Raw genomic sequence first — 25797 nt, 5'->3', positions numbered from 1 at the left:
CCAACCCGAAGCCCTACGTCTGGACCAAGACAGCCGACGAGATCCTCGACCGCCTAGCCGGATATCTGAAGCGAATTCCTGACTCAGGACACTAGTACTGCAGCGACTTGTACTGCAGGAACTCCTCCAGCCCGTGCCGCCCCAGCTCGCGGCCGAGCCCGGAGTGCTTGTAACCGCCGAACGGTGCCAGCGGGTTGAACCGGCCGCCGTTGAGGTCCACCTGTCCGGTGTCCAGCCGGCGGGCGAAGGCGGCGGCGGTGTCGGTGTTCGTCGCCCAGACGCCGCCGGCCAGCCCGTAGGCCGTGCCGTTGGCGATCTCGACCGCGTGGTCCTCGTCGCGGTAGGGGAGGATCGCCAGGACGGGCCCGAAGACCTCCTCCTGGGCCACCGTCATCTCCGGGGTGACGTCGGCGAGGACGGTCGGCCGGACGTAGTGGCCGGTGGGGAGTTCGGCCAGCGGCTCCGGGCCGCCGGCCACCAGCCGGGCGCCCTGGGCGAGCGCGCCCGCCAGGTAGCCGCGGACCCGCTCCAGCTGCCGGGCGTTGACCAGCGGGCCGATCCGGGTCCGCGGGTCGGCCGGGTCGCCCGGGACGTACTTCTCGGCGGCCTTGGCGGCGAGCGCGACCGCCTCCTCGTACTGGTCCACGTGCACCAGCAGCCGGGTCCAGGCGCTGCACGTCTGGCCGGAGTTGGCGAAGACGTTGGCGACGTTCACGTTCACCGCCCGGGCCAGGTCGGCGCCCGGCAGCACCACGTTGGCGGACTTGCCGCCCAGCTCCAGGGCGACCCGCTTGAGCCCGCGCCCGGCCACCTCGGCGACCTGCCGGCCGACGGCGGTGGAGCCGGTGAAGGAGACCACGTCCACCTCCGGATGGGCGGCGAGCGCGGCGCCCGCGATCGCCCCGGTGCCGGTCACCAGGTTGAACACCCCGGCGGGGAGGCCGGCCTCGTCCACCAGCCGGGCGAACAGCCGGGCCACCAGCGGGGTGTCCTCGGCCGGCTTGAGGACCACCGGGCAGCCGGCCGCCAGCGCCGGGACGACCTTGGCGACGATCTGGTGCAGCGGGTAGTTCCACGGCGTGATCGCCGCCACCACCCCGGCCGGCTCGGCGAACACCACCGAGTTGCCGATCCGCTCCTCGAAGGAGTAGCCGGCCAGCAGGCTCAGGTAGGAGGTCGCCACGGTCAGCGGCAGCCCGGCGTGCACGGCCCCGGCGAAGCCGACCGGGGCGCCCAGCTCGGCGACCACGGTCGAGGTGATCTCCGCCTGGGCGTCGGCCAGTCCGTCCCGCAGCCGGGTGAGCAGCGCCAGCCGCTCCTCGCGGGTGGTGGCGGCCCAGCCCCGGGCCGCCCGGCGGGCCGCCGCCACCGCGGCGTCGACATCGGCCGCCGCACCGGCCGGCACGGTGGCGAGCAGCTGCTCGGTGGCCGGGTTGAGCACGGGGATCGTGCCGGAGTCCCGGGAGGGCCGCCAGGCGCCGTCGATGTACTGGTCGCCGTACTCCGCGTACTCCTGCTGCACGGATCATCCTTTCGGCTGGTCAGCCGCTCTTCGGCCGACGGTGCGCGTCGGAAGGTCAGTCAAGGCGGCCGGACAGCCGCGCGCAAGAGCCAATCCCGCCGAGGTGACCGGCCGGTCACTCGGGGGCGAACCGCGCGGTGTACTCGTCGAACGCTTCGATCCCGACCCGCGCCCGGCGTTCGTCCAGCCGCTCCGGGTCCTCGCACGGCCAAGGCACCGGCCGGCCGTCCACCACCGCGCCGATCTGGGTCCCGTAGCGCTGCTCCCGGCCCTCGTTGACGGCCGGTCGGTCCTGGAGGAAGGCCAGGTCGCGGGCGCTCGCGGCGCCCTCCGCGACCGCCTCGGCCATCAGCTCCACCGCCCGCCGGGCCGTGTTCAGCTCCGGCCGCGGGACGGCCGAGCGGACGGCCGAGCGGGCCGGCGACCCGGGCGGCGCACCCGCCGCGGTTCGCGGCGGACTTCGCGGCGGGGGCCTACTGTCGATGGGGGGCGCCTCGTGCACGTGCGGTGATCCGGTTCGTGCCCGGGGCCGGGCAGGCCGTCACCACGCCGAGGTACGGCTCAGCACCCGCAGGTCATCCGTACTGCAAAGGAGCATCCCGTGACCGACACCGCGTTGACGGGCGAACCGCGGCAGCCCGTCGGGCCGGCCGTGCTGGAGGAGGTTCCGGGATGGTTCTGGGACCACGACCGGCACTCCTTCGAGTGGTTCCTCGGGCGCCAGGCGAGGCTGGGCGTCACCGGCGACCTCATGGAGATGGGCGCCTACCTCGGCCGTAGCGCGATCGTGATCGGGGAGCACCTCCGGCCCGGTGAGACGTTCACCGTCTGTGACCTGTTCGACTCGGACGCGCCGGACGAGGAGAACTCCAGTGAGATGGACGACTCCTACCGGAAGACGCTGACCCGGTCGGCCTTCGAGGCCAACTACCTGTCCTTCCACGACCGGCTGCCGGACATCGTCCAGGCCCCGACCTCGGCGCTCGCGGGCGGACGGGTCCCGGCGGGGGCCTACCGCTTCGTCCACATCGACGCCTCGCACCTGTACGAGCACGTGGTCGGCGACCTCCAGGTGGCCCGGACCGCGCTGCAGGAGCAGGGCGTCGTGGTCCTGGACGACTACCGGTCCCAGCACACCCCCGGCGTCGCGGCGGCGACCTGGGAGGCGGTGTTCAACCACGGCCTCAGGCCGATCGTGCTCACCGAGTGCAAGTTCTACGGCACCTGGGGCGACCCGGAGCCGTTCCAGCGCGACCTGCTCGACCGGGTGGACCTCGCGGTCGGCTGCGAGCTCAGCACCGAGACCCTCAACCGCCGGCAGGTGCTGCGGATGGCGGGCAGCTCGGAGGGCATCCGGCCGTTCCGCCCGTCCCGGCACCGGCCGCGGGCGGTCGGGGCGTCGGCACCCGAGGACGCGGACCGGACGGCCCGGGACGAGGCCGCGCTGGAGCTCGCCGCCCGCCGCGCCCGCGCTGCGGAGGCGCGCCGCCCGGTCAACGTCGCCAAGCGCGTCGCCAAGGACCTGCTGCCCCCACTGGTCACCTCGGCGATCCGCCGCGCCCGCTGCCGCTGACTGCTGCCGTTGACCTGAGCCGCGCCCGCTGCCGCTGACCGGAGCCGTTCCAGCACCCCCGCCCCGGCGACGCCGAAGGGCCGGTCGGAAACCCGACCGGCCCTTCTCGGCTGTGTACCCGCTCAGACCCGCGAAGGCTCCGCGGCCCCGGCGTTGCCCGCGGCCTCGGCGGACGCCTCCGCCTCCGCCTCGGCCGCCAGCTCGCGGCGCACCTCGGCCAGGGAGGGGTTGGCCCAGGCGCTGGCGACGCCCCAGTAGTAGAAGGCCAGGCCGATCGCGGCCACGATCAGCAGGTCCCAGCCCTCCGGCAGGTAGCCGTGCCCGCCGAAGTCGGAGCTGCCGGCCCAGGAGACCCCGGCCATCACGAACAGGTAGGCGACCATCCAGGCGCCCGCCTTGAGGTGCGGCTTCAACTGCTCGAAGGGCTTGCGCAGCTCGTACCAGGCCCAGATCGGCACACCGGCGGCCATCAGCAGGATGACCTTGCCGGTGAGCGGCCAGCGGGCCCAGTAGAGCACCAGCGAGCCGAAGACCATCGCGATCGGCGCGATCACCGGCATGGCCTTGAGCTTCACCGGGCGCTGGAGGTCCGGCGCGAGGCGGCGCAGCGCCATCACGGCGACCGGGCCGGTGATGTACGAGATCACGGTGGCGACGGAGACGATCTCGGCCAGCGAGCCCCAGCCGCGGAAGACCGCGAGGAACAGGAAGGCGACCACCAGGTTCAGCAGCAGTGCCGGGCGCGGGATGCCGGTCTTGGCGTCGACCTTGCCGAAGAGCTTCGGCAGGTGGCCGTTCTCCTGCACGCCGTGGATCATGCGCGAGGTGGTGGCGGCGTAGATCATGCCGGTGCCGGACGGCGAGACGAAGGCGTCCGCGTAGAGCAGCAGCGCGAGCCAGTTGATGCCCCAGGCGATCGCGAGGTCCGCGAGCGGCGAGGTGTAGGAGAGGCTGCTCCAGCCGTTCGACAGGTCCGCGGCCGGGATGGCGCCGATGAACGCCACCTGCAGCGCGACGTAGATCACCAGGGCGATCAGGATCGAGCCGATGACGGCCTTGGGCAGCGACTTGCCGGGGTTGCGGGCCTCGCCGGCCAGGTTGAGCGGGGACTGGAAGCCGTTGAAGGCCCAGACGATGCCGGAGACGGCGACGGCGGTGAACACCGCGCTCCAGCCGTTCGGGGCGAAGCCGCCCGGCTCGGTGAAGTGCGAGGTGTCGAAGTGCGCGAGGAGCAGCGCGCCGGCGGTCAGCGTCGGCACGACGACCTTGAACACGGTGATCGCCGTGTTGGTCTTGGCGAACAGCGTGATCGCGAACCAGTTGAGGACGAAGTACACGACCAGCAGCACGCTGGCCAGCGCCACCCCGCTGAGGGTGAGTTCCTTGCCGTCGTACAGGCCCTTGGCCCAGTCGAAGTGCCAGGAGCTCATGTACTGGACGGATGCCGTGGCCTCGCCCGGGATGACCGAGACGATGGCGATCCAGTTGGCCCAGGCGGCCAGGTAGCCGGCCAGCGAGCCGTGCGAGTACTGGCCGTACCGGACCATGCCGCCGGCCTTGGGGAACATCGACCCGAGCTCGCTGTAGGTGAGCGCGATGGTGAGCGCCACGGCGGCGCCGATCACCCAGGCGAGGATCGAGGCGGGGCCGGCCAGCCGGGCGGCCCGCTCGGCGCCGAACAGCCAGCCGGAGCCGATGATCGAGCCGAGCCCGACCGCGGTGAGGCTGATCGTGCCGAGCGATCGGCGGTAGTTCTGGTGTGATGCCGTCGGCGAATCGGGCTCACTCAACGTATCGGTCCTCTCGCTCGGGGTTCAGCGGATGGTGTCGGCGCTTTTACGGTTTTGGGTCGGTATTCCGGACAAACCCCAGCAGCCTATGGTTTCAAATGGGGCGAATACCTCAGAGGAAGCTCAAACCGCCCGATCGTTGCCATCTCGTGTCCGGTTTCCGGACGGCCGGGACCGCTCAACGAGACCGGCGCCACACCGCCGTCGGGGGTGGATCACGCGGGGGAGTCGGCCGTGGGCCGGAAAAAGGAAATTCCCCGTGGGATCCTTTCGGATTCCACGGGGAATTTCTGTTGTGTCCGAGGGGGGACTTGAACCCCCACGCCCGATAAAGGGCACTAGCACCTCAAGCTAGCGCGTCTGCCATTCCGCCACCCGGACAGGGTGTGTGCTTCGGGGGTTTTTCTCTCGCCCCCTCGGCGACAGAGAGAACATTACCAGGCTTCCGGAGTGCTTCTCACCTGCGTTTCCTCGGCTCCCCGCCCCGCCCCCGGCTCGCCGGGGCCGCCGCCCCGTCCCGTCCCCGGCGCCAGGGGCCGGGGACGGTGGGGCGCCCGGTCCGTCCGGACTGGCTGGGACGGCTCGCGAGGGCGCTCGAACGCCGGGCGAAGCGGTGGCGAGCGCGAAGCAAACGATCGGCTCCGCCCCCGCCCGCGATCGGTTCCGGTCGGAACCGATCCGACACGGGCAACTTGTCGACGGTGCCACGGCCGCACCGACCGCTCTCCTAGCCTCTGTGGACCGAGGGCGCCATGATGCGGATCGCCTGATTCCCGGGTCGCGGACGAAGGGCGGCTGGACGTGGAGCAGATCAGCGGGGCGGCGAAGGCCGAGCCGAGACGCGGCGCCCGGTCGGGCCGCCGACCGACCGCCGACGGTCCCGTCGAGGGCGTGTGGCGCTTCCGGGTGCCCGCCGTCGAGGCCTCCGTGCCGCGTACCCGCCACGCGGTGCGGGACCGCCTGCTGGCCCAGGGCATGACCGGGGTGCGCTACCAGGAGCTGGTGGACGACGTGCTGCTGATCGTCTCCGAGCTGGTCGGCAACGCGGTGAAGCACGCGGCCGAGCTGTCGCCCGAGGTGACCACCGAGCTGTCGGTGAGCCGGGGCTGGGTGCGGGTCTCGGTCGAGGACGGCGACCCGTACCGGCCGAAGGCCCTGGAGAGCGACACCGGCCGCACCGGCGGGCGCGGGCTGCTGCTGGTGAAGAGCGTCACCCTCCAGGCGGGCGGGGTGTGCGACGTCGAGCACACGGGGGAGGGCGGCAAGGTCATCTGGGCCTCGCTGCCCGTCCCCCCGGAGCCCGGGTCCTGACGGGCGCCCCCTCGGCGGCGGTCACCGCCGCGGCGGCGGGCGGCGCACCACCGGAAGGCGGCCGCGCCCCGCACGAAGACGGCCGCCCCCGGTCGGGGACGGCCACCCGCACGGACCGGCGTCCGCTACCAGTCCCGGCCGGCGATCTCCCGGATCCCCGGCAGCGCGGCCTCGAAGACGGTCTCGAACCAGACCGAGAACGGCCGCTCGGCCCGCAGCTCGCGCAGCTCCTGCGCGGTCACGAAGGCGAAGTCCTCGACCTCCTCCGGGGCCGGCTCAACCGGCGCGGTGACCAGCCCGACGAACAGGTGGTTCCACTCCCGCTCGATCAGCCCGGTGGCCTCGTCCGGCAGGTCGTAGCGGACGGTGCCGGCCTCGCAGAGCAGTGCCGGCGCGATGCCCAGCTCCTCGGCGGTGCGCCGGGCGGCGGCCACGAACGGCGGCTCGTCCGGGTACGGGTGCCCGCAGCAGGTGTTCGACCAGACACCGGGGGAGTGGTACTTGGTGAGGGCTCGGCGCTGGAGCAGCATCCGGCCCTGGCGGTCGAACAGGAAGACCGAGAAGGCCCGGTGCAGCCGGCCCGGCTGCTGGTGGGCCCAGAGCTTCTCGCCGGTGCCGATGGTGACGCCCTCGTCGTCGACCAGTTCCAGCAGGATCTCGGTGCTCGAGGGGGCGGTGGCCCGGGGGTCGACCGTCACGTCTGTCTCCACGTCCAGGCCGCTGTCGATCTCGGCGGCGAAGTGGGTCGGGTCGGTCGGCGGACTCTGGGGCATGGGGCCTCTTTCGGGAGGGGGAGCGGGAGCAACGGGAGCGCCGAGCGCGTCGTGGGCACCCGTCGGGGGGCTCGGGACGCGGCGCGGGCACCGGCACCGGCGTCGGGCTCCAGTCTGCCGTATGGGTGGCGGTCCGGACGGGTCCCACGCACAACCGGGCGGATCATGACGCGGGGGCGTCCGGATCCGTACCGGAAACGGTCCGGGAAGGCCCCGGAAGGGTCATTGGTCCCGAAGGCCAGTTCGGTATCCGTTCCCATTCTGTTCGATCACCGCACCTCCACCGCGTCGTCACCCCGGCGCCTCCGGCCGCGTTCGGGCGCGTCGCCCGGGTCGCCTACCATCGCTTACGACACGCTGCCCGGATCTGTGCCGGTCCGGCGCGCCGCCGCCGGGCCCGGCCGTACGCCGGCCCGACCGGCAACAGCGCCGCCGGGCCCGTCGGCACATCCCCGCGCGGACCGCACGACGCACCACGGATCAGGAGACCCCGCATGATCGGCCTCGTTCTGGCAGCCGGCGCCGGCCGCCGGCTGCGCCCGTACACCGACACCCTGCCCAAGGCGCTGGTGCCGGTCGACGGGGAGCGGACCGTCCTGGACCTCACCCTGGGCAACTTCGCCGAGGTCGGACTGCGCGAGGCGGCGATCGTCGTCGGCTACCGCAAGGAGGCGGTGTACGACCGCAAGGACGCCCTGGAGAGCAAGTACGGGGTGAAGCTCCACCTGGTCGAGAACGACAAGGCCGAGGAGTGGAACAACGCCTACTCGCTCTGGTGCGCCCGCGAGCTGTTCGCCGAGGGCCTGCTGCTGGCCAACGGCGACACCGTCCACCCGGCCTCCGTCCAGCGCACCATGCTGGAGGGCAACCAGCGCCTCGTCGAGGACGGCCGGGCCCCCGGCATCCTGCTCGCCCTCGACACGGTGAAGAAGCTCGCCGACGAGGAGATGAAGGTCGTCGTCGACCCGGCCGCCGGCATGCGCCGCATCACCAAGCTGATGGACCCGACCGAGGCGACCGGCGAGTACATCGGCGTCACGGTGATCAACCCGGCCGCGGCCGCGGACCTGACCGACGCGCTGCGCGCCACCTACGAGCGCGACCCGCAGCTGTACTACGAGGACGGCTACCAGGAGATGGTCGACCGGGGCCTGCGGATCGACGTGCAGCCGATCGGCGAGGTGTCCTGGGTCGAGGTCGACAACCACGACGACCTGGCGAAGGCCCGGGAGATCGCGTGCCAGTACTGACCCGACTGGTCCCGTCGCCGCTGTTCGCGGAGATCCGCCCGGGCGCGCTGGACGCGCTCGGCGGCATCCTCGCGGACCAGAGGCTGTCGGCCTCGGGCCGGATCGCGGTGGCGATCAGCAACGGCTCCGGCGCCGCGATGCGCGCGCGCCTGGAGCCGGCCCTGCCCGGCGCCGACTGGTACAACGTGGACGACGGCAGCCTCGACAGCGCGGTGCGCTTCGCCGAGGAGATGCGCGGCAAGCACTACGACGCGGTCGTCGGCCTCGGCGGCGGCAAGATCATCGACGCCGCCAAGTACGCCGCCGCCCGGGTCGGCCTGCCGGTGGTCGCGGTGGCCACCAACCTCGCGCACGACGGCATCTGCTCCCCGGTCTCCACCCTCGACAACGACGCCGGCCGGGGCTCCTACGGGGTGCCCGGCCCGATCGGCATCATCGTCGACCTGGACGTGATCCGGCAGGCCCCGCAGCGCTTCGTGGCGGCCGGCATCGGGGACGTCGTCTCCAACATCTCGGCCTGCGCGGACTGGGAGTTGTCGCACACCGTCACCGGCGAGCCGGTGGACGGACTGGCCGTCGCGATGGCCCGCTCGGCGGGCGAGAACCTGCTGCGGCATCCAGGAAACATTCAGGACCAGGACCTCCTGACGGCCCTCGCGGAAGCCCTGGTACTGTCCGGCATCGCGATGAACATCGCGGGCAGCACCCGACCGTCGTCGGGCGCCTGCCACGAGATCTCGCATGCCCTGGACGTGCTGTACCCCAAGCGTTCCGCCCAGCACGGCGAACAGGTCGGCCTCGGTGCGGCGTTCGCCAGCTTCCTGCGGGGCGAGCGCGAGCTGACCGGTCTGATCGTGGAGCGCCTGGCGAGCCACGGGCTGCCGGTGACCGCAGCTCAGATGGGTTTCACCGAAGCGGAGTTCACCGAGGCGGTGCACTACGCTCCGAACACCCGCCCGGGCCGCTACACCATCCTGGAACACCTCGACCTCTCCCCTTCCGCAATCAGGGACGCGTACGCCGACTATGTCCAAGCCGTCAACAGCTGACCCCTCCACCGCGGGCGCCGAGCGGCCCCCGGTGGACCTGACCCGCCGACCCTCGATCGAGGAGCTGCGGGCGGTGATCCACCCGGAGGGCATGCTCCAGCGCCGCAGCGCCGAGCACTGGGCCGGGCGCCTCTACATGCGGAAGATCTCCTTGCGGATCACCCGCGTGCTGTCCACCATGACGGCGATCACGCCCAACGGCCTGACCTACCTGATGATGTTCACCGGCATCCTGGCCGGTGCCGCCCTGATCGTGCCGGGCATCACCGGCGCCGTCCTGGGCGCGCTGCTGATCCAGGTCTACCTGCTGCTGGACTGCGTGGACGGCGAGGTGGCCCGCTGGCGCCGGCAGACCTCGGTCACCGGCGTCTACCTGGACCGGGTCGGGCACTACATGTCCGAGGCGGCCCTGCTGACCGGCCTGGGCCTGCGCGCCACCGACCTGCTGCACCGCGAGGGCGGCGGCTCGCACTGGGAGTGGGCGTTCCTGGGCACGCTGGCCGCGCTCGGCGCGATCCTGATCAAGTCCGAGACGGACCTGGTGGACGTGGCCCGGGCCCGCAGCGGCCTGACGGCAGTCGAGGACAGCGCCTCGGTGCCGCGGTCCGCCTCGGTGGCCAAGGCCCGCCGGGCCGCCTCGCTGCTCAAGTTCCACCGCCTGGTCGGCGCGGTCGAGGCCTCGCTGTTCATCCTGGCGGCCGGGATCGCCGACGCGGTGCACGGCGGACTGTTCTTCACCCGGATCGCGGTCGTGGTGCTGGCGGCGATCGCCATGCTGCAGACCGTGCTGCACCTGCTGAGCATCGTCCTTTCGAGCAGGCTCCGATGACCACTTCCACCACCACCGCGGAGAGCTTCCGCCTCGGCGTCGTGATCATCACCATGGGCAACCGGCCCGCCGAGCTCAACGCCCTGATCGAGTCCGTCCGCGCCCAGGAGGGCCCGGAGGTCGAGTTCGCCGTGGTCGGCCAGGGCGCGAAGCTGCCCCCGCTGCCGGCCGGCGTGCGCAGCGTCGAGCTGCCGGAGAACCTGGGCATCCCGGGCGGCCGCAACGTCGGCATCGAGCTGTTCGGGCCGGACGGCCGGGAGGTGGACGCCGTCCTCTTCCTGGACGACGACGGCCTGCTGCCGCGCACCGACTCCGCCCGCCTGCTGCGCGAGGCCTTCACCGCCGACCCGGAGCTGGGCATCGTGTCCTTCCGGATCGAGGACCCGGACACCGGCGTCACCCAGCGCCGGCACGTCCCCCGGCTGCGCGCCAGCGACCCGATGCGCTCCTCCCGGGTGACCACCTTCCTGGGCGGCGCGAGCGCCGTGCGCTGCAAGGTGTTCGAGCAGGCCGGGCAGCTGCCGGCCGAGTTCTTCTACGCCCACGAGGAGACCGACCTCGCGTGGCGCGCCCTGGACGCCGGCTGGGCCATCGACTACCGGGCGGACGTGGTGCTGCACCACCCCGCCACCTCGCCGGCCCGGCACGCCGCCTACTTCCACAACGTGGCCCGTAACAGGGTCTGGCTCGCGAGGCGGAACCTTCCGGCCCCGTTGGTGCCTCTCTATCTGGGAACCTGGTTTCTGCTGACCCTGGCCCGACGTCCCTCCGCGGAGGGTTTGAAGGCCTGGCTGAGCGGATTCCGGGCGGGTTTCCGCGAACCCTGCGGTGCGCGGAAGCCCATGCGATGGCGTACCGTCTGGCGACTGACCAGGATGGGACGTCCTCCGATCATCTGATTGGATCAGACGATCGATCGCCGTGGCCGGTGACCACACACCGGCCGGAACCCCCCCGTGATCCCAGGATCCCCATCGGCGCAAGGCCGGCGGACCCCCGCCGACCGGCCGCCCCGACCGATCCCGCGCGAAGGACGAATGTGTCGACAGTGAGTGAACCCGTCAGCCTCTCAGCCCCGAGGGGGGCGGATGCGGGCCTGACCCCCAAGCAGCTTGCGGACAAGTACGGCCTGTCGGTGAGCGGTGCCCGCCCCGGTCTGTTCGCGTACACCAAGCAGCTCTGGAACCGGCGCCACTTCATCTGGGCCTTCGCCACCGCCCGCCTGGTGGCCCAGTACACCGACGCCAAGCTGGGCCAGCTGTGGCAGGTCGTCACCCCGCTGCTCAACTGCGGGGTGTTCTACCTGGTCTTCGGCGTGATCCTGGCGAGCAAGCAGGGCTTCCCCGGGCACACCTACATCGCCTGGCTGTGCATCGGCGTCTTCGTCTTCCAGTTCACCCAGAACGCGGTGCAGTCCGGCACCCGGGCGATCTCCGACAACCTCGGCCTGATCCGCGCGCTGCACTTCCCGCGCGCCAGCCTGCCGATCGCCTTCACCGTGATCCAGCTCCAGCAGCTGCTGATCTCGATGGTGGTGCTGGTCGTCACCGTGCTGGCCGGCGGCATCAAGCCGGGCAAGACCTGGCTGCTGGTCATCCCGGCCCTGCTGCTGCAGACGCTGTTCAACACCGGCATCTCGCTGATCTTCGCCCGGATCGGGTCCAAGACCAGTGACATCTCCCAGCTGATCCCGTTCGTGATGCGGGCCTGGATGTTCCTGTCCGGCGTGATGTTCAGCATCCAGGACAAGATCCAGACCTGGCCGCACTACATTCAGACGATCATGGCCGTCAACCCGGCCTCCGTCTACATGGACCTGCTGCGCCACGCATTCGCGCCGATCATCTACAACAAGCACCAGGCCGTCCACCAGACCCTTCCGCCGCACCAGTGGACCTACGGCATCGCCTGGGCGGTCGGCATGTTCGTCATCGGATACGTCTTCTTCTGGAAGGCCGAGGAGGAGTACGGCCGTGGCTGACACCGACCTGAGCAAGCGCGATGCCGTCCCGGCCACGAGCGTGGCCCGCGAGCCCACCGTCGTCGTCGACGACGTCCACATCGTCTACCGGGTGCACGGCGCCGGTTCCGGCAAGGGCAGTGCCACCTCGGCGATGAGCCGCATCCTCAGCCGCAAGCGCGGTTCCGGCGTGCGCGAGGTGCACGCGGTCAAGGGCATCAGCTTCACCGCGTACAAGGGCGAGGCGGTCGGTCTGATCGGCTCCAACGGCTCCGGCAAGTCGACCATGCTGGCCGCCATCGCGGGCCTGCTGCCGACCGAGAAGGGCGGCATCTACACCAACGGCCAGCCCTCGCTGCTGGGCGTCAACGCGGCCCTGATGAACGAGCTCACCGGTGAGCGCAACGTCATCCTGGGCTGCCTGGCGATGGGCATGAGCCCGGCCCAGGTGAAGGCGCGCTACCAGGAGATCGTCGACTTCTCCGGGATCAACGACAAGGGGGACTTCATCTCCCTGCCGATGCGCACCTACTCCTCCGGCATGGGCGCCCGGCTGCGCTTCTCCATCGCCGCCGCCAAGACCCACGACGTGCTGCTGATCGACGAGGCCCTGGCCACCGGCGACCAGGCCTTCCAGCAGCGCAGCAAGAAGCGGATCGAGGAGCTGCGCGGCTCCGCCGGTACCGTCTTCCTGGTCAGCCACGACAACAACTCGATCCGCGAGGTCTGCGAGCGGACCATCTGGATCGAGGCCGGCGAGCTGATCATGGACGGCCCGACCGAGGAGGTCGTCGGCCGTTACGAGCGCGGCGAGCGCCCGTAGCGCCGCAGCGCCCCGGCACTCGAGGGCCGGCCCCGGAACGCTCCGGGGCCGGCCCTTCGGCGTGCTCCGCTACCCCGGGTGGCCCGCCGCCGCGGGGGTGAGCGCCACCGTGCGCCGGGCGGGGCGCTCTTCTCGGGCGCGGCGCGTGGTGTCAGGCTGGGGGCGCGGGGGCGGTGTGCCGTACGTGACGCCCGCGCTCGGACGCGTGTCCGAGTCGGACCGGTGGTACCGAGCGGTGTAGAACGGGGGAGTGACTGCAGTGTCGGCTTCGGCCCAGCCCAGAGATACGCCGGTGAACCCTTCCGCGGGACAGACCCTGGAGAAGGCGGGTGCGGAGAACTTCCCGGTCGCCCCCTTCTTCCTGCCCGCGGCCTGGCGCGACGACCTGATGGCGGTCTACGGCTTCGCCCGGCTGGTCGACGACGCCGGCGACGGCGACCTGGCCGATCCGGCCGCCACCGCGGCCCTGCTCGGGATCGCGCAGCGGCCCCCCGCCACTCCTTCGGCCCAGTCCGGCCCGCCGAGCCCGGCGGAGGTCTCCTTCCGGCTCGCCCTGCTCGACGGACTGGAGCGCGACCTCGACCGGGTGTTCGAGACCGCGCTGCGCGCCGCGGGCGCCGAGGCGCCCCGGCACCCGCTGCTGGGCGCCCTCGTCCCGCTGGTCGACCGGCACGGCCTGACGCCCGAGCCGTTCCGCCGTCTGATCGAGGCCAACCGGGTGGACCAGACCACCACCCGCTACGCCGGCTACGACGACCTGGTCGGCTACTGCACGCTCTCCGCCGACCCGGTCGGCCGCCTGGTGCTGTCCATCGCCGGCGTCTCCACCCCCGAGCGGATCGCCCTCTCGGACGCCATCTGCACCGCCCTCCAACTGGTCGAACACCTCCAGGACGTGGCCGAGGACCTCTCCCGCGGCCGGATCTACCTCCCCGCCGAGGACCTGGAACGCTTCGGCGTCACCGAGGAGGAGCTCGCCGAGCCCACCGCGACCGGTGCGGTCCGGGAGCTGATCGCGTTCGAGGCCGAACGGGCCCGCACCCTGCTCGACCGCGGCGCACCATTGGTAGGTACGGTTCGGGGGAGGCTTCGACTGCTCCTGGCGGGATTCACCGCAGGCGGCTACGCGGCCCTGGCGGCCGTCGAGGACGCCGGGTACGACGTGCTCGCCCGGCAGGCGAAGCCGGACAAGCGCCGCCTCGCAGCGAAGGCGGCGGCCATCTTCGCGAAGGGAAGGTGAACGCCCGAGTGGCGGCATCACCACTGGCGTCGGCCCCGGTCATGGCGGCGTACCGGTACTGCGAGGCAGTCACCGGACTGCAGGCACGCAACTTCAGCTACGGCATCCGCCTGCTGCCCGAGCCCAAGCGACTGGCCATGTCGGCCCTGTACGCGCTGGCCCGCCGGGTGGACGACATCGGCGACGGCGACCTCCCGGCCGACCGCAAGGCCGAGGCCCTGGTGCGCACCCGGGAGCTGGTGGACGAGGTCCGCTCCGGGGCGGTCGCCGAGGACGACACCGACCCGATCAAGGTCGCCCTGGCCGACGCGGCCCGGCGCTTCCCGATCCCGCTCGGCGGCTTCGACGAGCTGATCGACGGCGTGGAGATGGACCTCAAGGGCGCCGAGTACCAGACCTACGAGGAGCTCAAGGTCTACTGCCGCTGCGTGGCCGGCGCCATCGGCCGGCTCTCGCTGGGCGTCTACGGCTGCGAGGACCCGGAGCGCGGGGCGCAGTACGCGGACACCCTGGGCCTGGCCCTGCAGCTCACCAACATCCTGCGCGACCTGCGCGAGGACGCCCTGACCGGCCGCACCTACCTGCCCACCGAGGACCTGGTCCGGTTCGGCTGCGAGCAGGGCTTCGCGCTGCCCAGGCCGCCGGTCGGCGCCGACTTCACCGGGCTGGTGGCCTTCGAGGCCGCCCGTGCCCAGGCCGCCTTCGAGGAGGGCCTGCGGCTGCTGCCGCTGCTCGACCGCCGCAGCCGCGCCTGCACCGCCGCGATGGCCGGGATCTACCACCGGCTGCTCGGCCGGATCGCCGCCGATCCGGAGTCGGTGCTGCGCGGCCGGGTGTCGCTTCCGGGCTGGGAGAAGGCGTACGTGGCGCTTTCCGGGCTCGCCGGGGGGCGTTCTTGATTCTCGCCACGGTTCTGTCACGCTGTGTCAGCGGGGAATCACATCAGGGCGGCGCCGTGTTGACCACGGTGCCGTCCACGACGGTGCCGGCCGCGAGCGCGCCGGCGACAGCGACCGTCGCCGGGCGGTCCGGCGACTGCGAGGGGGAGGGCCGATGACCGGGCGAGCCGATGCCGCGCGCCCGGCCGCCGTCGTGGTCGGCGGCGGCCTGGCCGGGATCACCGCCGCCCTGCGGCTGGCCGAGGCCGGCCACCGGGTCACCCTCGCCGAGGGGCGCCCCCGGCTCGGCGGCCTGGCCTTCTCCTTCCAGCGCGGCGACCTGACCGTCGACAACGGCCAGCACGTCTTCCTGCGCTGCTGCACCGCCTACCGCGGGCTGCTGGAGCGCCTGGGCGCCACCCGGATGACCCACCTCCAGGACCGGCTGGACGTCCCGGTGCTCTCCGTCACTGGCCCCGCCGGGGCCCCGGCGCGCACCCTCGGCCGACTGCGGCGGGCCGGCCTGCCCGTCCCGCTGCACCTGGCCGGCAGCCTCGCCCGCTACCCGCACCTGTCCCCGGCCGACCGCGCCCGGGTGGTCCGCGGCGCGCTCGCCCTCAAGGGCCTGGACCTCGCCGACCCGGCGCTGGACGGGCTCTCCTTCGGCGCGTGGCTGCGCCGCAACGGGCAGAACGCCGCCACCACGGCCGCGCTCTGGGACCTGGTCGGCGTCGCCACCCTGAACGCCCGGGCCGACCAGGTGTCCCTGGCGCTCGCCGCGATGGTCTTCAAGACCGGGCTGCTCTCCGACCCGGGGGCCTCCGACATCGGCATCGCTGCCGTCCCGCTCGGCGTGATCCACCACGACCGGGCGCTCGCCGAGCTGGAACGCGCCGGCGTGCGGGTGCTGCTGCGCGCCCGGGTCGCGGAGCTCAAGCCGGCCGCGCCCCAGCACGCCGTCCGGCTGGAGGGCGGCCGACCAGGGGACGGCGAGTTGCTCACCGCCGACACCGTGGTGCTGGCCGGCGCCCAGGACACCGCGGCCGCCCTGCTGCCGCCGGGCGCCGTCCCCCACCGGTTGGAGGACCTCGGCACCACGCCGATCCTCAACGTGCACGTGGTCTACGACCGCAAGGTGCTGCGCCGGCCGTTCTTCGCCGCGCTCGGCAGCCCGGTCCAGTGGGTCTTCGACCGCACCACCCACTCCGGGCTGGCCGGTACCCCGATCGGCCGTGCCCACCCCGGCGCCCAGTACCTGGCGCTGTCCCAGTCGGCCGTCCAGGACGAGATCGACCTGCCGGTCGCCGACCTGCGCGACCGCTACCTGCCCGAGCTGGCCCGGCTGCTGCCCGCCGCCGCCGGCGCCGAGGTGCTGGACTTCTTCGTCACCCGGGAGCGCACCGCGACCTTCGACGGGGCGCCCGGCAGCGCCGCGCTGCGGCCCGGGGCCACGACCGGCGTTCCCGGCCTGCTGCTGGCCGGTGCGTGGACCGCCACCGGGTGGCCCGCGACCATGGAGGGCGCGGTGCGCAGCGGCCACGCCGCCGCCGACGCGGCGCTCGCCGCGGCCGGTGCCAGGGTCCCGGTGGAGCGGGGCGACGGGCGGTGGCCCAGGTGACGGCGGGGCCCGCCGCCGGAGAGCCCGCCAGAGCCGACGGGCGTACCGTCGGCCCCATCGGCCGTACCGACACCGATCGCCTCGGCACCACCCGCTTCGACACCAGCCGCCTCGGCACCACCCGCTTCGACACCAGCCGCACCGACAGTACCCGGCCGCCCCGTGCGGTCCGGCACCACGAGGGAGAGGGAACGCACGTGGAGTCACGCACCGGCATCGCCGTCGGAGGCACGGCGCACGCCGAACCGGTCTCGGTGCCGGAGCTGCTGGCCCGCAGCCGGACGCTCTGCGCCCCGCCGCTACGGGCCACCGTCGCCCGTCTGGCCGCACCGATGGACACCGTCGCGGCCTACCACTTCGGCTGGATCGACCGGGACGGCACCCCGGTGGAGGGCGACGGCGGCAAGGCCGTGCGCCCCGCGCTGGCCCTGCTGTCGGCCCGGGCGGCCGGTGCGGCGCCCGAGGTCGGGGTGCCCGGCGGGGTGGCCGTTGAACTGGTGCACAACTTCTCCCTGCTCCATGATGATCTGATGGACGGTGACGAGACCCGACGGCACCGGGCCACCGCCTGGACGGTCTTCGGCCCGGCCCAGGCGATCCTGGTCGGCGACGCCCTGGCGACGCTCGGCACGGAGGTGCTGCTCGACGCCGGGGTGACCGGCGGCGCGAGCCCCGCCGACGCCGCGCGCGCCGTCCGGCTGCTCACCACCGCGACCCGCAGACTGATCGACGGCCAGGCCATGGACGTCGCCTTCGAACAGCGCGACAGCGTCACCGTCGCCGAGTGCATGGAGATGGAGGGCGGCAAGACGGCGGCCCTGCTGGCCGCCGCCTCGGCGATCGGCGCCGTCCTGGCCGGGGCCGATGACAAGGTCTCCGACGCCCTCCAGCGCTACGGCCACCACCTGGGCCTGGCCTTCCAGGCGGTGGACGACCTGCTCGGCATCTGGGGCGCGACCGAGGTCACCGGCAAGCCGCACTGGGGCGACCTGCGCCAGCGCAAGAAGTCCCTGCCGGTCGCCGCCGCGCTCGCCGAGGGCGGCGCCGCCTCGCGCCGGCTGGCCGAGCAGCTCGCGGACCCGAAGGGCCGGGGCGAGGAGGGCGAGCCCGAGCTCGCCGCCCGGGCCGCGCTGATCGAGCAGGCCGGCGGCCGGGCCTGGACCCAGGAGGAGGCCCGCCGCCAGCACACGACTGCCCTCGCCGCCCTGGACGAGGTGCCCATGTCCGACGAGGTGCGCGAGCACTTCGTCGCACTCGCCGAATTCGTGGTGGTACGAGAGAGGTGACGTTACGTTGACAGCAACCGCGGACGGCCGGCTCGACCCTGAGTACGATTCCGAGCCGGTCGCGGTGGGCGACCGCCCCCCGACCCTGCTGGGTGCGGGGCGGTGGCAGCCCGAGGACACCGACCGGCCCCGGCCGGCCGGTGAGGCGGACCAGCAGCCCGGCGACGCGCGCGAGGCCCTCGCGCGCGCCACCACCCACCTGCTCTCGCTGCAGTCCTCCGAGGGCTGGTGGAAGGGCGACCTGGAGACCAACGTCACCATGGACGCCGAGGACTTACTGCTCCGCCAGTTCCTGGGCATCAGGACGGAGGAGCAGACCCGGGCCACCGCCGAGTGGATCCGCTCCCAGCAGCGGGAGGACGGCACCTGGGCCACCTTCCACGGCGGACCGCCCGAACTCTCCACCACCGTCGAGGCCTACGTCGCGCTCAAGCTCGCCGGCGACGACCCGGACGCCCCGCACATGCTGGCCGCGGCGCGTTACGTCCGCTCCGCCGGGGGCATCGCGGCCGCCCGGGTGTTCACCCGGATCTGGCTCGCGCTCTTCGGCTGGTGGCCCTGGGACCGGCTGCCCGAGATGCCTCCCGAGATCATCTTCCTGCCCAAGTGGCTGCCGCTGAACATCTACGCCTTCGGCTGCTGGGCCCGGCAGACCATCGTCCCGCTGACCGTGGTCTCCTCGCACCGCCCGGTCCGTCCGGCCCCCTTCGCGATCACCGAGCTGCACACCGACCCGGACCACCCGTACCCCGACCGGTCGCTCGCCCCCGCCACCAGCTGGGACGGCCTGTTCGAGCGCCTCGACAAGCTGCTGCACGCCTACCACCGCCGGGCCTTCCGGCCGCTGCGCCGGCTCGCCGTCGCCCAGGCCTGCCGCTGGATCGTCGAACGGCAGGAGGCCGACGGCTGCTGGGGCGGCATCCAGCCGCCCGCCGTCTACTCGCTGATCGCCCTGCACCTGGAGGGCTACGAGCTGGAGCACCCGGTGATGAAGGCCGGGCTCTCCTCCTTCGACCGCTTCACCGTGCACACCGAGGACGGCATGCGCTGGATGGAGGCCTGCCAGTCCCCGGTCTGGGACACCTGCCTGGCCACCATCGCGCTGGTCGACGCCGGGGTCCCGGCCGACCACCCGGCACTGGTCTCCGCCGTCGACTGGATGCTCGGCGAGGAGATCCGCAAGCGCGGCGACTGGTCCGTCCAGCGGCCCGCCCTGCCGGCCGGCGGCTGGGCCTTCGAGTTCGAGAACGACACCTACCCCGACATCGACGACACCGCCGAGGTGGTGCTGGCGCTGCGCCGGGTCGCCCACCCGGACCAGGCCAAGGTCGACGCGGCGGTGGACCGGGGCGTGCTGTGGAACCTCGGCATGCAGTCCAAGAACGGCGCCTGGGGCGCCTTCGACGTCGACAACACCAGCCTGCTGCCGAACAAGCTGCCGTTCTGCGACTTCGGCGAGGTGGTCGACCCGCCGTCCGCGGACGTCACCGCCCACGTGGTGGAGATGCTCGCCGAGACCGGCCGGGCCCGGGACCCGCGCACCCGCCGCGGCATCGAGTGGCTGCTGCGCGACCAGGAGGCGGACGGCTCCTGGTTCGGCCGCTGGGGCACCAACTACATCTACGGCACCGGCTCGGTGCTGCCCGCCCTGGCGGCGGCCGGCGTCCCGGACGAGCACCCGGCGATCCGCCGGGCGGTGCGCTGGCTGGAGGACCGGCAGAACGCCGACGGCGGCTGGGGCGAGGACATGCGCTCCTACGACGACCCGGCGCGCTGGGCCGGGCGCGGCGACTCCACCGCCTCGCAGACCGCGTGGGCGCTGATGGCGCTGCTCGCGGCCGGCGAGGGTCCGGAGGGCCGGGCCAACCCGGCGGTGGAGCGTGGGGTCGAGTGGCTGGTGCGCACCCAGCTGCCCGAGGGCACCTGGGACGAGCCGCAGTTCACCGGCACTGGCTTCCCGTGGGACTTCTCCATCAACTACCACCTGTACCGGCTGGTCTTCCCGGTCACCGCGCTCGGCCGCTACCTCAACGGCAGCCCCGGGATGGTGCGGCCGGGCGGTCCGCCGTCGATCGGAGCGAACCGGTGACCACCGCCCCGCTGCTGGTGCTCTGCGCGCTGGGCCCCGAGGTGTGGGCCCTGCGCGGCGGCGACTGGCGCGGCTCGGCCGGCGGGCCCCCGGTGCTGGTGCGCACCGGGGTCGGTCGCCGGCGCGCCGGGACGGCCGTGCGGCGACTGCTCGGATCCGCCCCGGGCGGCTACGGCGCGGTCGTGGTGGCCGGCTTCGGCGCCGCGGTCGGGCCGGGCGTGGCGCCGGGCGAGGTGGTGGCCGCGGACGGTGTGCGCGACGCCGAGGGCCACCTCTACCCGGTCGACTCCGGGCCGGAGCTGGCCAGGGCGCTCAAGGAACAGGGCCTGGCCGCGCACACCGGGGTGCACCACACCGCCGACCACGTGGTGCGCGGCATCGAACGGCGCGCCCTGCACCTCCAGGGGGCGCTCGCCGTCGACATGGAGGCCGCCGCCGTGCTGGCCGCACTGCGGGAGGTGCGCCCGGCGCTGCCGGTGGCCGTGCTGCGGGTGGTGGTGGACACCCCCGAGCACGAGCTGCTGCGGCCGGGCACGCTCCCGGCCGGGGTGCGCGCCTGGCGGACCCTGCGGGCGACGGTACCCGCCCTGGTCGACTGGTACCGGCAGGAGCTCGACACCCGCTCCGCAGTCCTGAACCACCCCACATCCTCGACGCTCCCCCAGGAGGCGAGCTAGCCATGGCCATGCCGTTGCGCCAGACCGTGCGGGTCGGCACCTACCTGATGCAGCAGAAGCTGCTCAAGCGAAAGGACAAGTTCCCGCTGATCGTCGAGCTCGAACCGCTGTTCGCCTGCAACCTCGCCTGCGAGGGCTGCGGCAAGATCCAGCACCCGGCGGGCGTGCTCAAGCAGCGGATGCCGGTCGCCCAGGCGGTCGGCGCGGTCCTGGAGTCGGGTGCCCCGATGGTCTCGATCGCCGGCGGTGAGCCGCTGATGCACCCGCAGATCGACGAGATCGTCCGACAGCTGGTGGAGCGCCGCAAGTACGTCTTCCTCTGCACCAACGCGCTGCTGATGCGCAAGAAGATGGACAAGTTCAAGCCCTCGCCGTACTTCACCTTCGCCGTCCACATCGACGGCCTGCGCGAGCGGCACGACGAGTCGGTGGCGAAGGAGGGCACCTTCGACGAGGCGGTGGCGGCGATCAAGGAGGCCAAGCGGCGCGGCTTCCGGGTCACCACCAACAGCACCTTCTTCAACACCGACACCCCGCAGACCGTCATCGACGTCCTGGACTTCCTGAACGACGAGCTCAAGGTCGACGAGATGATGATCTCCCCGGCCTACGCCTACGAGAAGGCCCCCGACCAGGAGCACTTCCTCGGCGTCGAGCAGACCAGGGAGCTCTTCCGCAAAGCCTTCGCCGGCGGCAACCGCAAGCGGTGGCGCCTCAACCACAGCCCGCTCTTCCTGGACTTCCTGGAGGGCAAGGCCGACTTCGAGTGCACCCCCTGGGGCATCCCCAACTACTCGCTGTTCGGCTGGCAGCGGCCCTGCTACCTGATGGCCGACGGCTACGTGCCCACCTACCGCGAGCTGGTCGAGAAGACCGACTGGAGCAAGTACGGGCGCGGCAAGGACCCGCGCTGCGAGAACTGCATGGCCCACTGCGGCTACGAGCCGACCGCCGTCCTGGCCACCATGGGCTCGCTCCAGCAGTCGCTGCGCGCCATCACCGAGACCGTCAGCTCCAACCGGGGGCGCTGAACCCGGGCCGGGCCGCCCGGCACCGCAGCCGTCCGCGTCCTGAGCTCCCGTCCGGCCCGGGCCCTCGTGCCCGGGCCGGCCCCGCCCCCGCTGGGCGGAGGCACCACCGCACCGCTCCGAGTCGTGAGGTGTACCCATGTCACTGCTCTCCCGCGTCACCTCCCCGGCCGAGCTGCGCAAGCTCCCGGCCGCCGAACTGCCGCTGCTCGCCGACGAGATCCGCGACTTCCTGATCGACGCCGTCACCCGCACCGGCGGCCACCTCGGACCCAACCTCGGCGTGGTGGAGCTGACCATCGCGCTGCACCGGGTCTTCGACTCGCCGTACGACCGGATCGTCTTCGACACCGGCCACCAGAGCTACGTCCACAAGCTGCTCACCGGCCGGCAGGACTTCTCCAGGCTGCGGATGAAGGGCGGCCTGTCCGGCTACCCCTCCCGGACCGAGTCCGAGCACGACCTGGTGGAGAACTCGCACGCCTCCACCGCGCTCTCCTACGCCGACGGCCTCGCCAAGGCCGCCCAGCTGCTCGGCCAGCACGACCGGCACACCGTCGCGGTGATCGGCGACGGCGCGCTCACCGGCGGGCTCGCCTGGGAGGCGCTGAACAACATCGCCGAGGCCCGCGACCGGCCGCTGGTCATCGTCGTCAACGACAACGAGCGCTCCTACGCCAGGACCGTCGGCGGACTGGCCAACCACCTGGCCACCCTGCGCACCACCCAGGGCTACGAGCGGTTCCTCGCGCTCGGCAAGGAGGCCCTGCAGCGCACCCCGCTGGTCGGCCAGCCGATCTTCGACGCGCTGCACGGCGCCAAGAAGGGCTTCAAGGACGCCTTCGCCCCGCAGGGCATGTTCGAGGACCTCGGGCTCAAGTACCTCGGTCCCATCGACGGCCACGACCTGGGCGCGGTCGAGCAGGCGCTGCGGCAGGCCCGGAACTTCGGCGGCCCGGTGATCGTGCACTGCCTGACCGTCAAGGGGCGCGGCTACCGGCCCGCCGAACAGGACGAGGCGGACCGCTTCCACGCCGTCAACCCGATCGACCCGTACACCTGCCTGCCGATCTCGCCCAGCGCCGGGATCTCCTGGACCTCGGTGTTCGGCGAGGAACTGCTCGCGCTCGGCGCCGAGCGGCCCGACCTGGTGGCGATCACCGCGGCGATGCTCCAGCCGGTCGGGCTGGCGCCGTTCGCCAAGGCGTACCCGGACCGGACCTTCGACGTCGGGATCGCCGAGCAGCACGCCGTCACCAGCGCGGCGGGACTGGCCACCGGCGGGCTGCACCCGGTGGTGGCGGTCTACGCGACCTTCCTGAACCGGGCCTTCGACCAGGTCCTGATGGACGTCGCGCTGCACCGGCTGGGCGTCACCTTCGTCCTCGACCGCTCCGGGGTCACCGGTTCGGACGGCGCCTCGCACAACGGCATGTGGGACCTCTCGGTGCTCCAGGTCGTCCCCGGGCTGCGGCTGGCCGCGCCGCGCGACGCCGAGCAGTTGCGGGCCCAGCTGCGGGAGGCCGTCGAGGTCGAGGACGCGCCGACCGTGGTCCGCTTCCCCAAGGGCAACGTCGGGCCGGTCGTCGAGGCGGTCGAACGGATCGGCGGGACGGACGTGCTGCTGCGCACCGGACCGGCACCGGAGATCCTGCTGGTGGCCGTCGGCGTCACCGCCTCCGCCTGCCTGGACGCCGCCCGGCTGCTGCTCGCCGAGGGCTTCACCGCGACGGTGGTCGACCCGCGCTGGGTCAAGCCGGTCGACCCGGCCCTGGCCCGCCTCGCCGCCGCCCACCGGCTGGTGGTCACCGTCGAGGACGGCGGCCGCACCGGCGGTGTCGGCTCGGCCGTCGCCCAGGCGCTGCGCGACGCCGAGGTGGACGTCCCGGTGCGGGTGCTCGGCCTGCCGCAGGAGTTCCTCGGCCACGCCGCCCGCGGCGAGATCCTGGAGGAGACCGGCCTGACCGGCACCGGGGTCGCGGCCCAGACCGCCGTCTTCGCCAAGAACCTGCTACCGACCCGAGGAGCGAACCCGCGCCATGCCGGCTGACCCCGACCGCCCCGCCTTCGACCTCGCCGCCCTCCTCGCCGAACGCGGCAGCGAGCGTTACGAGTTGCACAGCCGCCACCTCAACCCGCAGTTGCCGCGGATGCTCCGCACGATCGGCTTCGACAAGTACTACGAGCGCGCGCAGGGCCAGTACTTCTACGACGCCGAGGGCAACGAGTACCTCGACATGCTGGCCGGCTTCGGCATCTTCGCGCTCGGTCGGCACCACCCGACGGTGCGCTCGGCGGTCCAGCAGGTGATGGACCTGGACCTGCCGGACCTGGTCCGCTTCGACTGCTCGCCGCTGCCCGGGCTGCTGGCCGAGCGGCTGCTCTCGTACGCGCCCGGACTGGACCGGGTGTTCTTCGGCAACAGCGGCACCGAGGCGGTGGAGACCGCGTTGAAGTTCGCTCGCTACGCCACCGGCCGCCGGCGCGTCCTCTACGCCGACCACGCCTTCCACGGGCTGACCACCGGCTCGCTGTCCGTCAACGGGGAGAGCGGCTTCCGCAAGGGCTTCGACCCGCTGCTGCCGGACACCGCCGTCCCGCTCGGCGACATCGGGGCCCTCGCCAAGGAGTTGAAGCGCGGGGACGTCGCGGCGCTGATCGTCGAGCCGATCCAGGGCAAGGGCGTGCAGACGCCGCCGCCGGGCTGGCTGCGGGCGGCCCAGGCGCTGCTGCACGAGCACAAGGCGCTGCTGATCTGCGACGAGGTGCAGACCGGGATCGGACGCACCGGTGAGTTCTTCGCCTACCAGCACGAGGAGGGCGTGCTGCCGGACCTGGTGTGCGCGGCCAAGGCGCTCTCCGGCGGGTACGTGCCGATCGGGGCCACGCTCGGCAAGAGCTGGATCTTCGAGAAGGTGTACTCCTCGATGGACCGGGTGCTGGTGCACTCGGCCAGCTTCGGGTCCAACGCCCAGGCGATGGCGGCCGGGCTGGCGACCCTGGAGGTGATGCGCGAGGAGAAGGTGGTGGAGAACGCCCGGCAGGTCGGCGACCGGTTCCGCGAGCGGCTGACGGCCCTGATCGACCGGTACGAGCTGCTCGCCGAGGTGCGCGGTCGCGGACTGATGATCGGCATCGAGTTCGGCCGGCCCAAGTCGTTGAAGCTGCGCACCGGTTGGACGGCCCTCCAGGCGGCGCGCAAGGGGCTGTTCGCGCAGATGGTGGTCGTCCCGCTGCTGCAGCGGCACCGGATCCTGACCCAGGTGTCCGGGGACCACCTGGAAGTGATCAAGCTGATCCCGCCGCTGATCATCACCGACCGGGACGTGGACCGGTTCGTCGACGCGTTCACAGAGATCATGGACGAGGCCCACCGGGGGAACGGCCTGATGTGGGACTTCGGCCGGACGCTGGTGAAGCAGGCGGTCGGCAACCGGTAGCGGAAGTCGGTGGCCCCGAGCGGGAAGTCGGCCCGGCCGGCTTCCCACTCCGTGGGAGACACCGCGTCACAGCTCGGTCCGGCGGCGCCGGACGACCACCACGAGATCGACGACGGCGAACAGGGTGAGCAGCCCGAGGGCGATCGCGAAGCCGGTCAGGGTGCCCCGGCTGGGGGCGCCGTCCACCGGGGAGGAGGCCGCCCAGAACGCGAAGCCGGCCGTCCCCAGGGCGAACAGCGGGGTGAAGGTCAGCGACAGCAGGTAGCGGAGCTTGAGGTCGCTGCGGGCGGTGGCCGGCTCGGTGCCGCTGCGCCACCGCCGCGGCGTGGTGGCACGCATGCGCGTTCACCTCCGGGCCGCGCTGGTGGGGGCTACGATTCCAGCCTACGTCCGAGGGGGAGAGCCGGGGAGGCGCTGTGACGGGTTCGGACACCGCGGGGGCGGGCACGACGGGGGAGGACGCCGAGGGCTACGCGGGGCTGCGGATCGAGCGGGCCCGGGAGCTGGCCCGGCGGCACGGCTGGGCCTCGGTCCGGGTACTGGAACCGGGGCAGCTGATGACCATGGAGTACCGGGAGGGGCGGCTGAACCTCGCGGTGCGGGACGGTGTGGTCGAGCGCAGCTGGGAGGGGTAGCGCCCGCTCGCGGAGCCGACGGGGAC

At 72.8% G+C, this 25797-nt stretch carries 22 protein-coding genes, 1 tRNA gene and 1 pseudogene; 18 read left to right on the top strand and 6 right to left on the bottom strand.

The window, feature by feature from the left end:
* Positions 1–91 precede the first annotated feature (91 nt).
* Together ACZ58X_RS36935 and ACZ58X_RS36930 are read right to left on the bottom strand one after the other, a co-directional pair.
* Positions 92–1522 (bottom strand): aldehyde dehydrogenase family protein, encoded by a 1431-nt coding sequence (locus ACZ58X_RS36935; RefSeq protein WP_470337946.1) that lies wholly within the window; start codon positions 1520–1522, stop codon positions 92–94.
* Between the two features lie 115 nt (positions 1523–1637).
* Positions 1638–1904 (bottom strand): annotated as a pseudogene (locus ACZ58X_RS36930) (DUF6624 domain-containing protein); the annotation flags it as partial.
* 219 nt (positions 1905–2123) lie between these two features.
* Here ACZ58X_RS36930 and ACZ58X_RS36925 point away from each other — a divergent pair.
* Entirely contained in the window at positions 2124–3095 is a 972-nt protein-coding gene (locus ACZ58X_RS36925; protein ID WP_470337945.1) for a class I SAM-dependent methyltransferase, read from the top strand.
* Between the two features lie 122 nt (positions 3096–3217).
* Here ACZ58X_RS36925 and ACZ58X_RS36920 read toward each other — a convergent pair whose 3' ends face one another.
* A complete protein-coding gene (locus ACZ58X_RS36920) occupies positions 3218–4885 on the bottom strand; it encodes an APC family permease (RefSeq protein WP_470337944.1) in 1668 nt (555 codons plus the stop codon).
* A gap of 296 nt (positions 4886–5181) precedes the next feature.
* A tRNA-Leu gene (locus ACZ58X_RS36915) sits at positions 5182–5266 on the bottom strand.
* A 420-nt stretch (positions 5267–5686) separates the two neighbouring features.
* On the opposite strand from ACZ58X_RS36915, the gene ACZ58X_RS36910 reads away from it, so the two are divergent.
* Positions 5687–6196, top strand: a complete 510-nt coding sequence (locus ACZ58X_RS36910) for an ATP-binding protein (protein WP_470337943.1) — start codon at positions 5687–5689, stop codon at positions 6194–6196.
* A 125-nt stretch (positions 6197–6321) separates the two neighbouring features.
* On the opposite strand, the gene idi is transcribed toward ACZ58X_RS36910, so the two are convergent.
* Positions 6322–6969 (bottom strand): isopentenyl-diphosphate Delta-isomerase, encoded by a 648-nt coding sequence (gene idi / locus ACZ58X_RS36905; RefSeq protein WP_470337942.1) that lies wholly within the window; start codon positions 6967–6969, stop codon positions 6322–6324.
* A 494-nt stretch (positions 6970–7463) separates the two neighbouring features.
* Between idi and ACZ58X_RS36900 the strand changes: the two genes are divergently transcribed.
* From ACZ58X_RS36900 to ACZ58X_RS36830, 15 genes are all read left to right on the top strand, one after another.
* Positions 7464–8219, top strand: coding sequence for a phosphocholine cytidylyltransferase family protein (locus ACZ58X_RS36900; RefSeq protein ID WP_470337941.1), 756 nt, complete (start codon positions 7464–7466; stop codon positions 8217–8219).
* Positions 8207–9268 (top strand): iron-containing alcohol dehydrogenase family protein, encoded by a 1062-nt coding sequence (locus ACZ58X_RS36895; RefSeq protein WP_375885238.1) that lies wholly within the window; start codon positions 8207–8209, stop codon positions 9266–9268. The genes ACZ58X_RS36900 and ACZ58X_RS36895 overlap by 13 nt, the downstream gene beginning before the upstream one ends.
* Positions 9269–9359: 91 nt before the next feature.
* A complete protein-coding gene (locus ACZ58X_RS36890) occupies positions 9360–10097 on the top strand; it encodes a CDP-alcohol phosphatidyltransferase family protein (RefSeq protein WP_470337949.1) in 738 nt (245 codons plus the stop codon).
* Complete coding sequence (locus ACZ58X_RS36885; RefSeq protein ID WP_470337940.1) at positions 10094–10996, top strand: glycosyltransferase family 2 protein; 903 nt, start codon at positions 10094–10096, stop codon at positions 10994–10996. Before ACZ58X_RS36890 ends, ACZ58X_RS36885 begins: the two co-directional genes overlap by 4 nt.
* A 140-nt stretch (positions 10997–11136) precedes the next feature.
* Positions 11137–12078 (top strand): ABC transporter permease, encoded by a 942-nt coding sequence (locus ACZ58X_RS36880; RefSeq protein ID WP_470337939.1) that lies wholly within the window; start codon positions 11137–11139, stop codon positions 12076–12078.
* Positions 12071–12880 carry an ABC transporter ATP-binding protein gene (locus ACZ58X_RS36875; protein WP_470337938.1) on the top strand — a complete coding sequence of 270 codons (810 nt, stop codon included), beginning with the start codon at positions 12071–12073 and terminating at the stop codon, positions 12878–12880. The genes ACZ58X_RS36880 and ACZ58X_RS36875 overlap by 8 nt, the downstream gene beginning before the upstream one ends.
* A 292-nt stretch (positions 12881–13172) precedes the next feature.
* Positions 13173–14120 (top strand): squalene synthase HpnC, encoded by a 948-nt coding sequence (hpnC, locus tag ACZ58X_RS36870; RefSeq protein ID WP_470337937.1) that lies wholly within the window; start codon positions 13173–13175, stop codon positions 14118–14120.
* A gap of 41 nt (positions 14121–14161) precedes the next feature.
* Positions 14162–15019 carry a presqualene diphosphate synthase HpnD gene (gene hpnD, locus ACZ58X_RS36865; RefSeq protein ID WP_360238874.1) on the top strand — a complete coding sequence of 286 codons (858 nt, stop codon included), beginning with the start codon at positions 14162–14164 and terminating at the stop codon, positions 15017–15019.
* Between the two features lie 154 nt (positions 15020–15173).
* Positions 15174–16616 carry a hydroxysqualene dehydroxylase HpnE gene (gene hpnE / locus ACZ58X_RS36860; RefSeq protein WP_470337936.1) on the top strand — a complete coding sequence of 481 codons (1443 nt, stop codon included), beginning with the start codon at positions 15174–15176 and terminating at the stop codon, positions 16614–16616.
* Positions 16617–16813: 197 nt separating this feature from the next.
* Positions 16814–17902 carry a polyprenyl synthetase family protein gene (locus tag ACZ58X_RS36855; RefSeq protein ID WP_470337935.1) on the top strand — a complete coding sequence of 363 codons (1089 nt, stop codon included), beginning with the start codon at positions 16814–16816 and terminating at the stop codon, positions 17900–17902.
* Positions 17903–17909: 7 nt separating this feature from the next.
* Positions 17910–19991: a squalene--hopene cyclase gene (gene shc, locus ACZ58X_RS36850; RefSeq protein WP_470337934.1), complete on the top strand. Its 2082-nt coding sequence runs from the start codon at positions 17910–17912 to the stop codon at positions 19989–19991.
* Positions 19988–20668, top strand: coding sequence for a 5'-methylthioadenosine/S-adenosylhomocysteine nucleosidase family protein (locus ACZ58X_RS36845; RefSeq protein ID WP_470337933.1), 681 nt, complete (start codon positions 19988–19990; stop codon positions 20666–20668). Before shc ends, ACZ58X_RS36845 begins: the two co-directional genes overlap by 4 nt.
* Before the next feature lie 2 nt (positions 20669–20670).
* Positions 20671–21699, top strand: coding sequence for an adenosyl-hopene transferase HpnH (gene hpnH / locus ACZ58X_RS36840; RefSeq protein WP_470337932.1), 1029 nt, complete (start codon positions 20671–20673; stop codon positions 21697–21699).
* Between the two features lie 136 nt (positions 21700–21835).
* Positions 21836–23746 carry a 1-deoxy-D-xylulose-5-phosphate synthase gene (gene dxs, locus ACZ58X_RS36835; RefSeq protein WP_470337931.1) on the top strand — a complete coding sequence of 637 codons (1911 nt, stop codon included), beginning with the start codon at positions 21836–21838 and terminating at the stop codon, positions 23744–23746.
* Entirely contained in the window at positions 23736–25136 is a 1401-nt protein-coding gene (locus ACZ58X_RS36830) for an aspartate aminotransferase family protein (protein ID WP_470337930.1), read from the top strand. Before dxs ends, ACZ58X_RS36830 begins: the two co-directional genes overlap by 11 nt.
* 66 nt (positions 25137–25202) lie before the next feature.
* On the opposite strand, the gene ACZ58X_RS36825 is transcribed toward ACZ58X_RS36830, so the two are convergent.
* A complete protein-coding gene (locus tag ACZ58X_RS36825) occupies positions 25203–25475 on the bottom strand; it encodes a DUF6343 family protein (RefSeq protein WP_470337929.1) in 273 nt (90 codons plus the stop codon).
* A gap of 77 nt (positions 25476–25552) precedes the next feature.
* Between ACZ58X_RS36825 and ACZ58X_RS36820 the strand changes: the two genes are divergently transcribed.
* On the top strand, positions 25553–25771 hold the full coding sequence (locus ACZ58X_RS36820; RefSeq protein ID WP_470337928.1) for an I78 family peptidase inhibitor: 219 nt from the start codon (positions 25553–25555) through the stop codon (positions 25769–25771).
* Positions 25772–25797 lie beyond the last annotated feature (26 nt).

This window comes from Kitasatospora sp. NPDC040550 (assembly GCF_055594965.1).
Note: the sequence above shows the minus strand (reverse complement) of the source record. Positions and strands in the feature narration are given on the sequence as shown.

Bases quoted from the DNA above. Each gene is read 5' to 3' on its own strand.
- hpnH (WP_470337932.1), top strand. From the start codon at position 20,671: ATGGCCATGCCGTTGCGCCAGACCGTGCGGGTCGGCACCTACCTGATG.
- ACZ58X_RS36830 (WP_470337930.1), top strand. From the start codon at position 23,736: ATGCCGGCTGACCCCGACCGCCCCGCCTTCGACCTCGCCGCCCTCCTC.
- idi (WP_470337942.1), bottom strand. From the start codon at position 6,969: ATGCCCCAGAGTCCGCCGACCGACCCGACCCACTTCGCCGCCGAGATC.
- ACZ58X_RS36890 (WP_470337949.1), top strand. From the start codon at position 9,360: ATGCTCCAGCGCCGCAGCGCCGAGCACTGGGCCGGGCGCCTCTACATG.
- hpnE (WP_470337936.1), top strand. From the start codon at position 15,174: ATGACCGGGCGAGCCGATGCCGCGCGCCCGGCCGCCGTCGTGGTCGGC.
- dxs (WP_470337931.1), top strand. From the start codon at position 21,836: ATGTCACTGCTCTCCCGCGTCACCTCCCCGGCCGAGCTGCGCAAGCTC.
- hpnD (WP_360238874.1), top strand. From the start codon at position 14,162: ATGGCGGCGTACCGGTACTGCGAGGCAGTCACCGGACTGCAGGCACGC.
- ACZ58X_RS36885 (WP_470337940.1), top strand. From the start codon at position 10,094: ATGACCACTTCCACCACCACCGCGGAGAGCTTCCGCCTCGGCGTCGTG.
- ACZ58X_RS36900 (WP_470337941.1), top strand. From the start codon at position 7,464: ATGATCGGCCTCGTTCTGGCAGCCGGCGCCGGCCGCCGGCTGCGCCCG.
- ACZ58X_RS36825 (WP_470337929.1), bottom strand. From the start codon at position 25,475: ATGCGTGCCACCACGCCGCGGCGGTGGCGCAGCGGCACCGAGCCGGCC.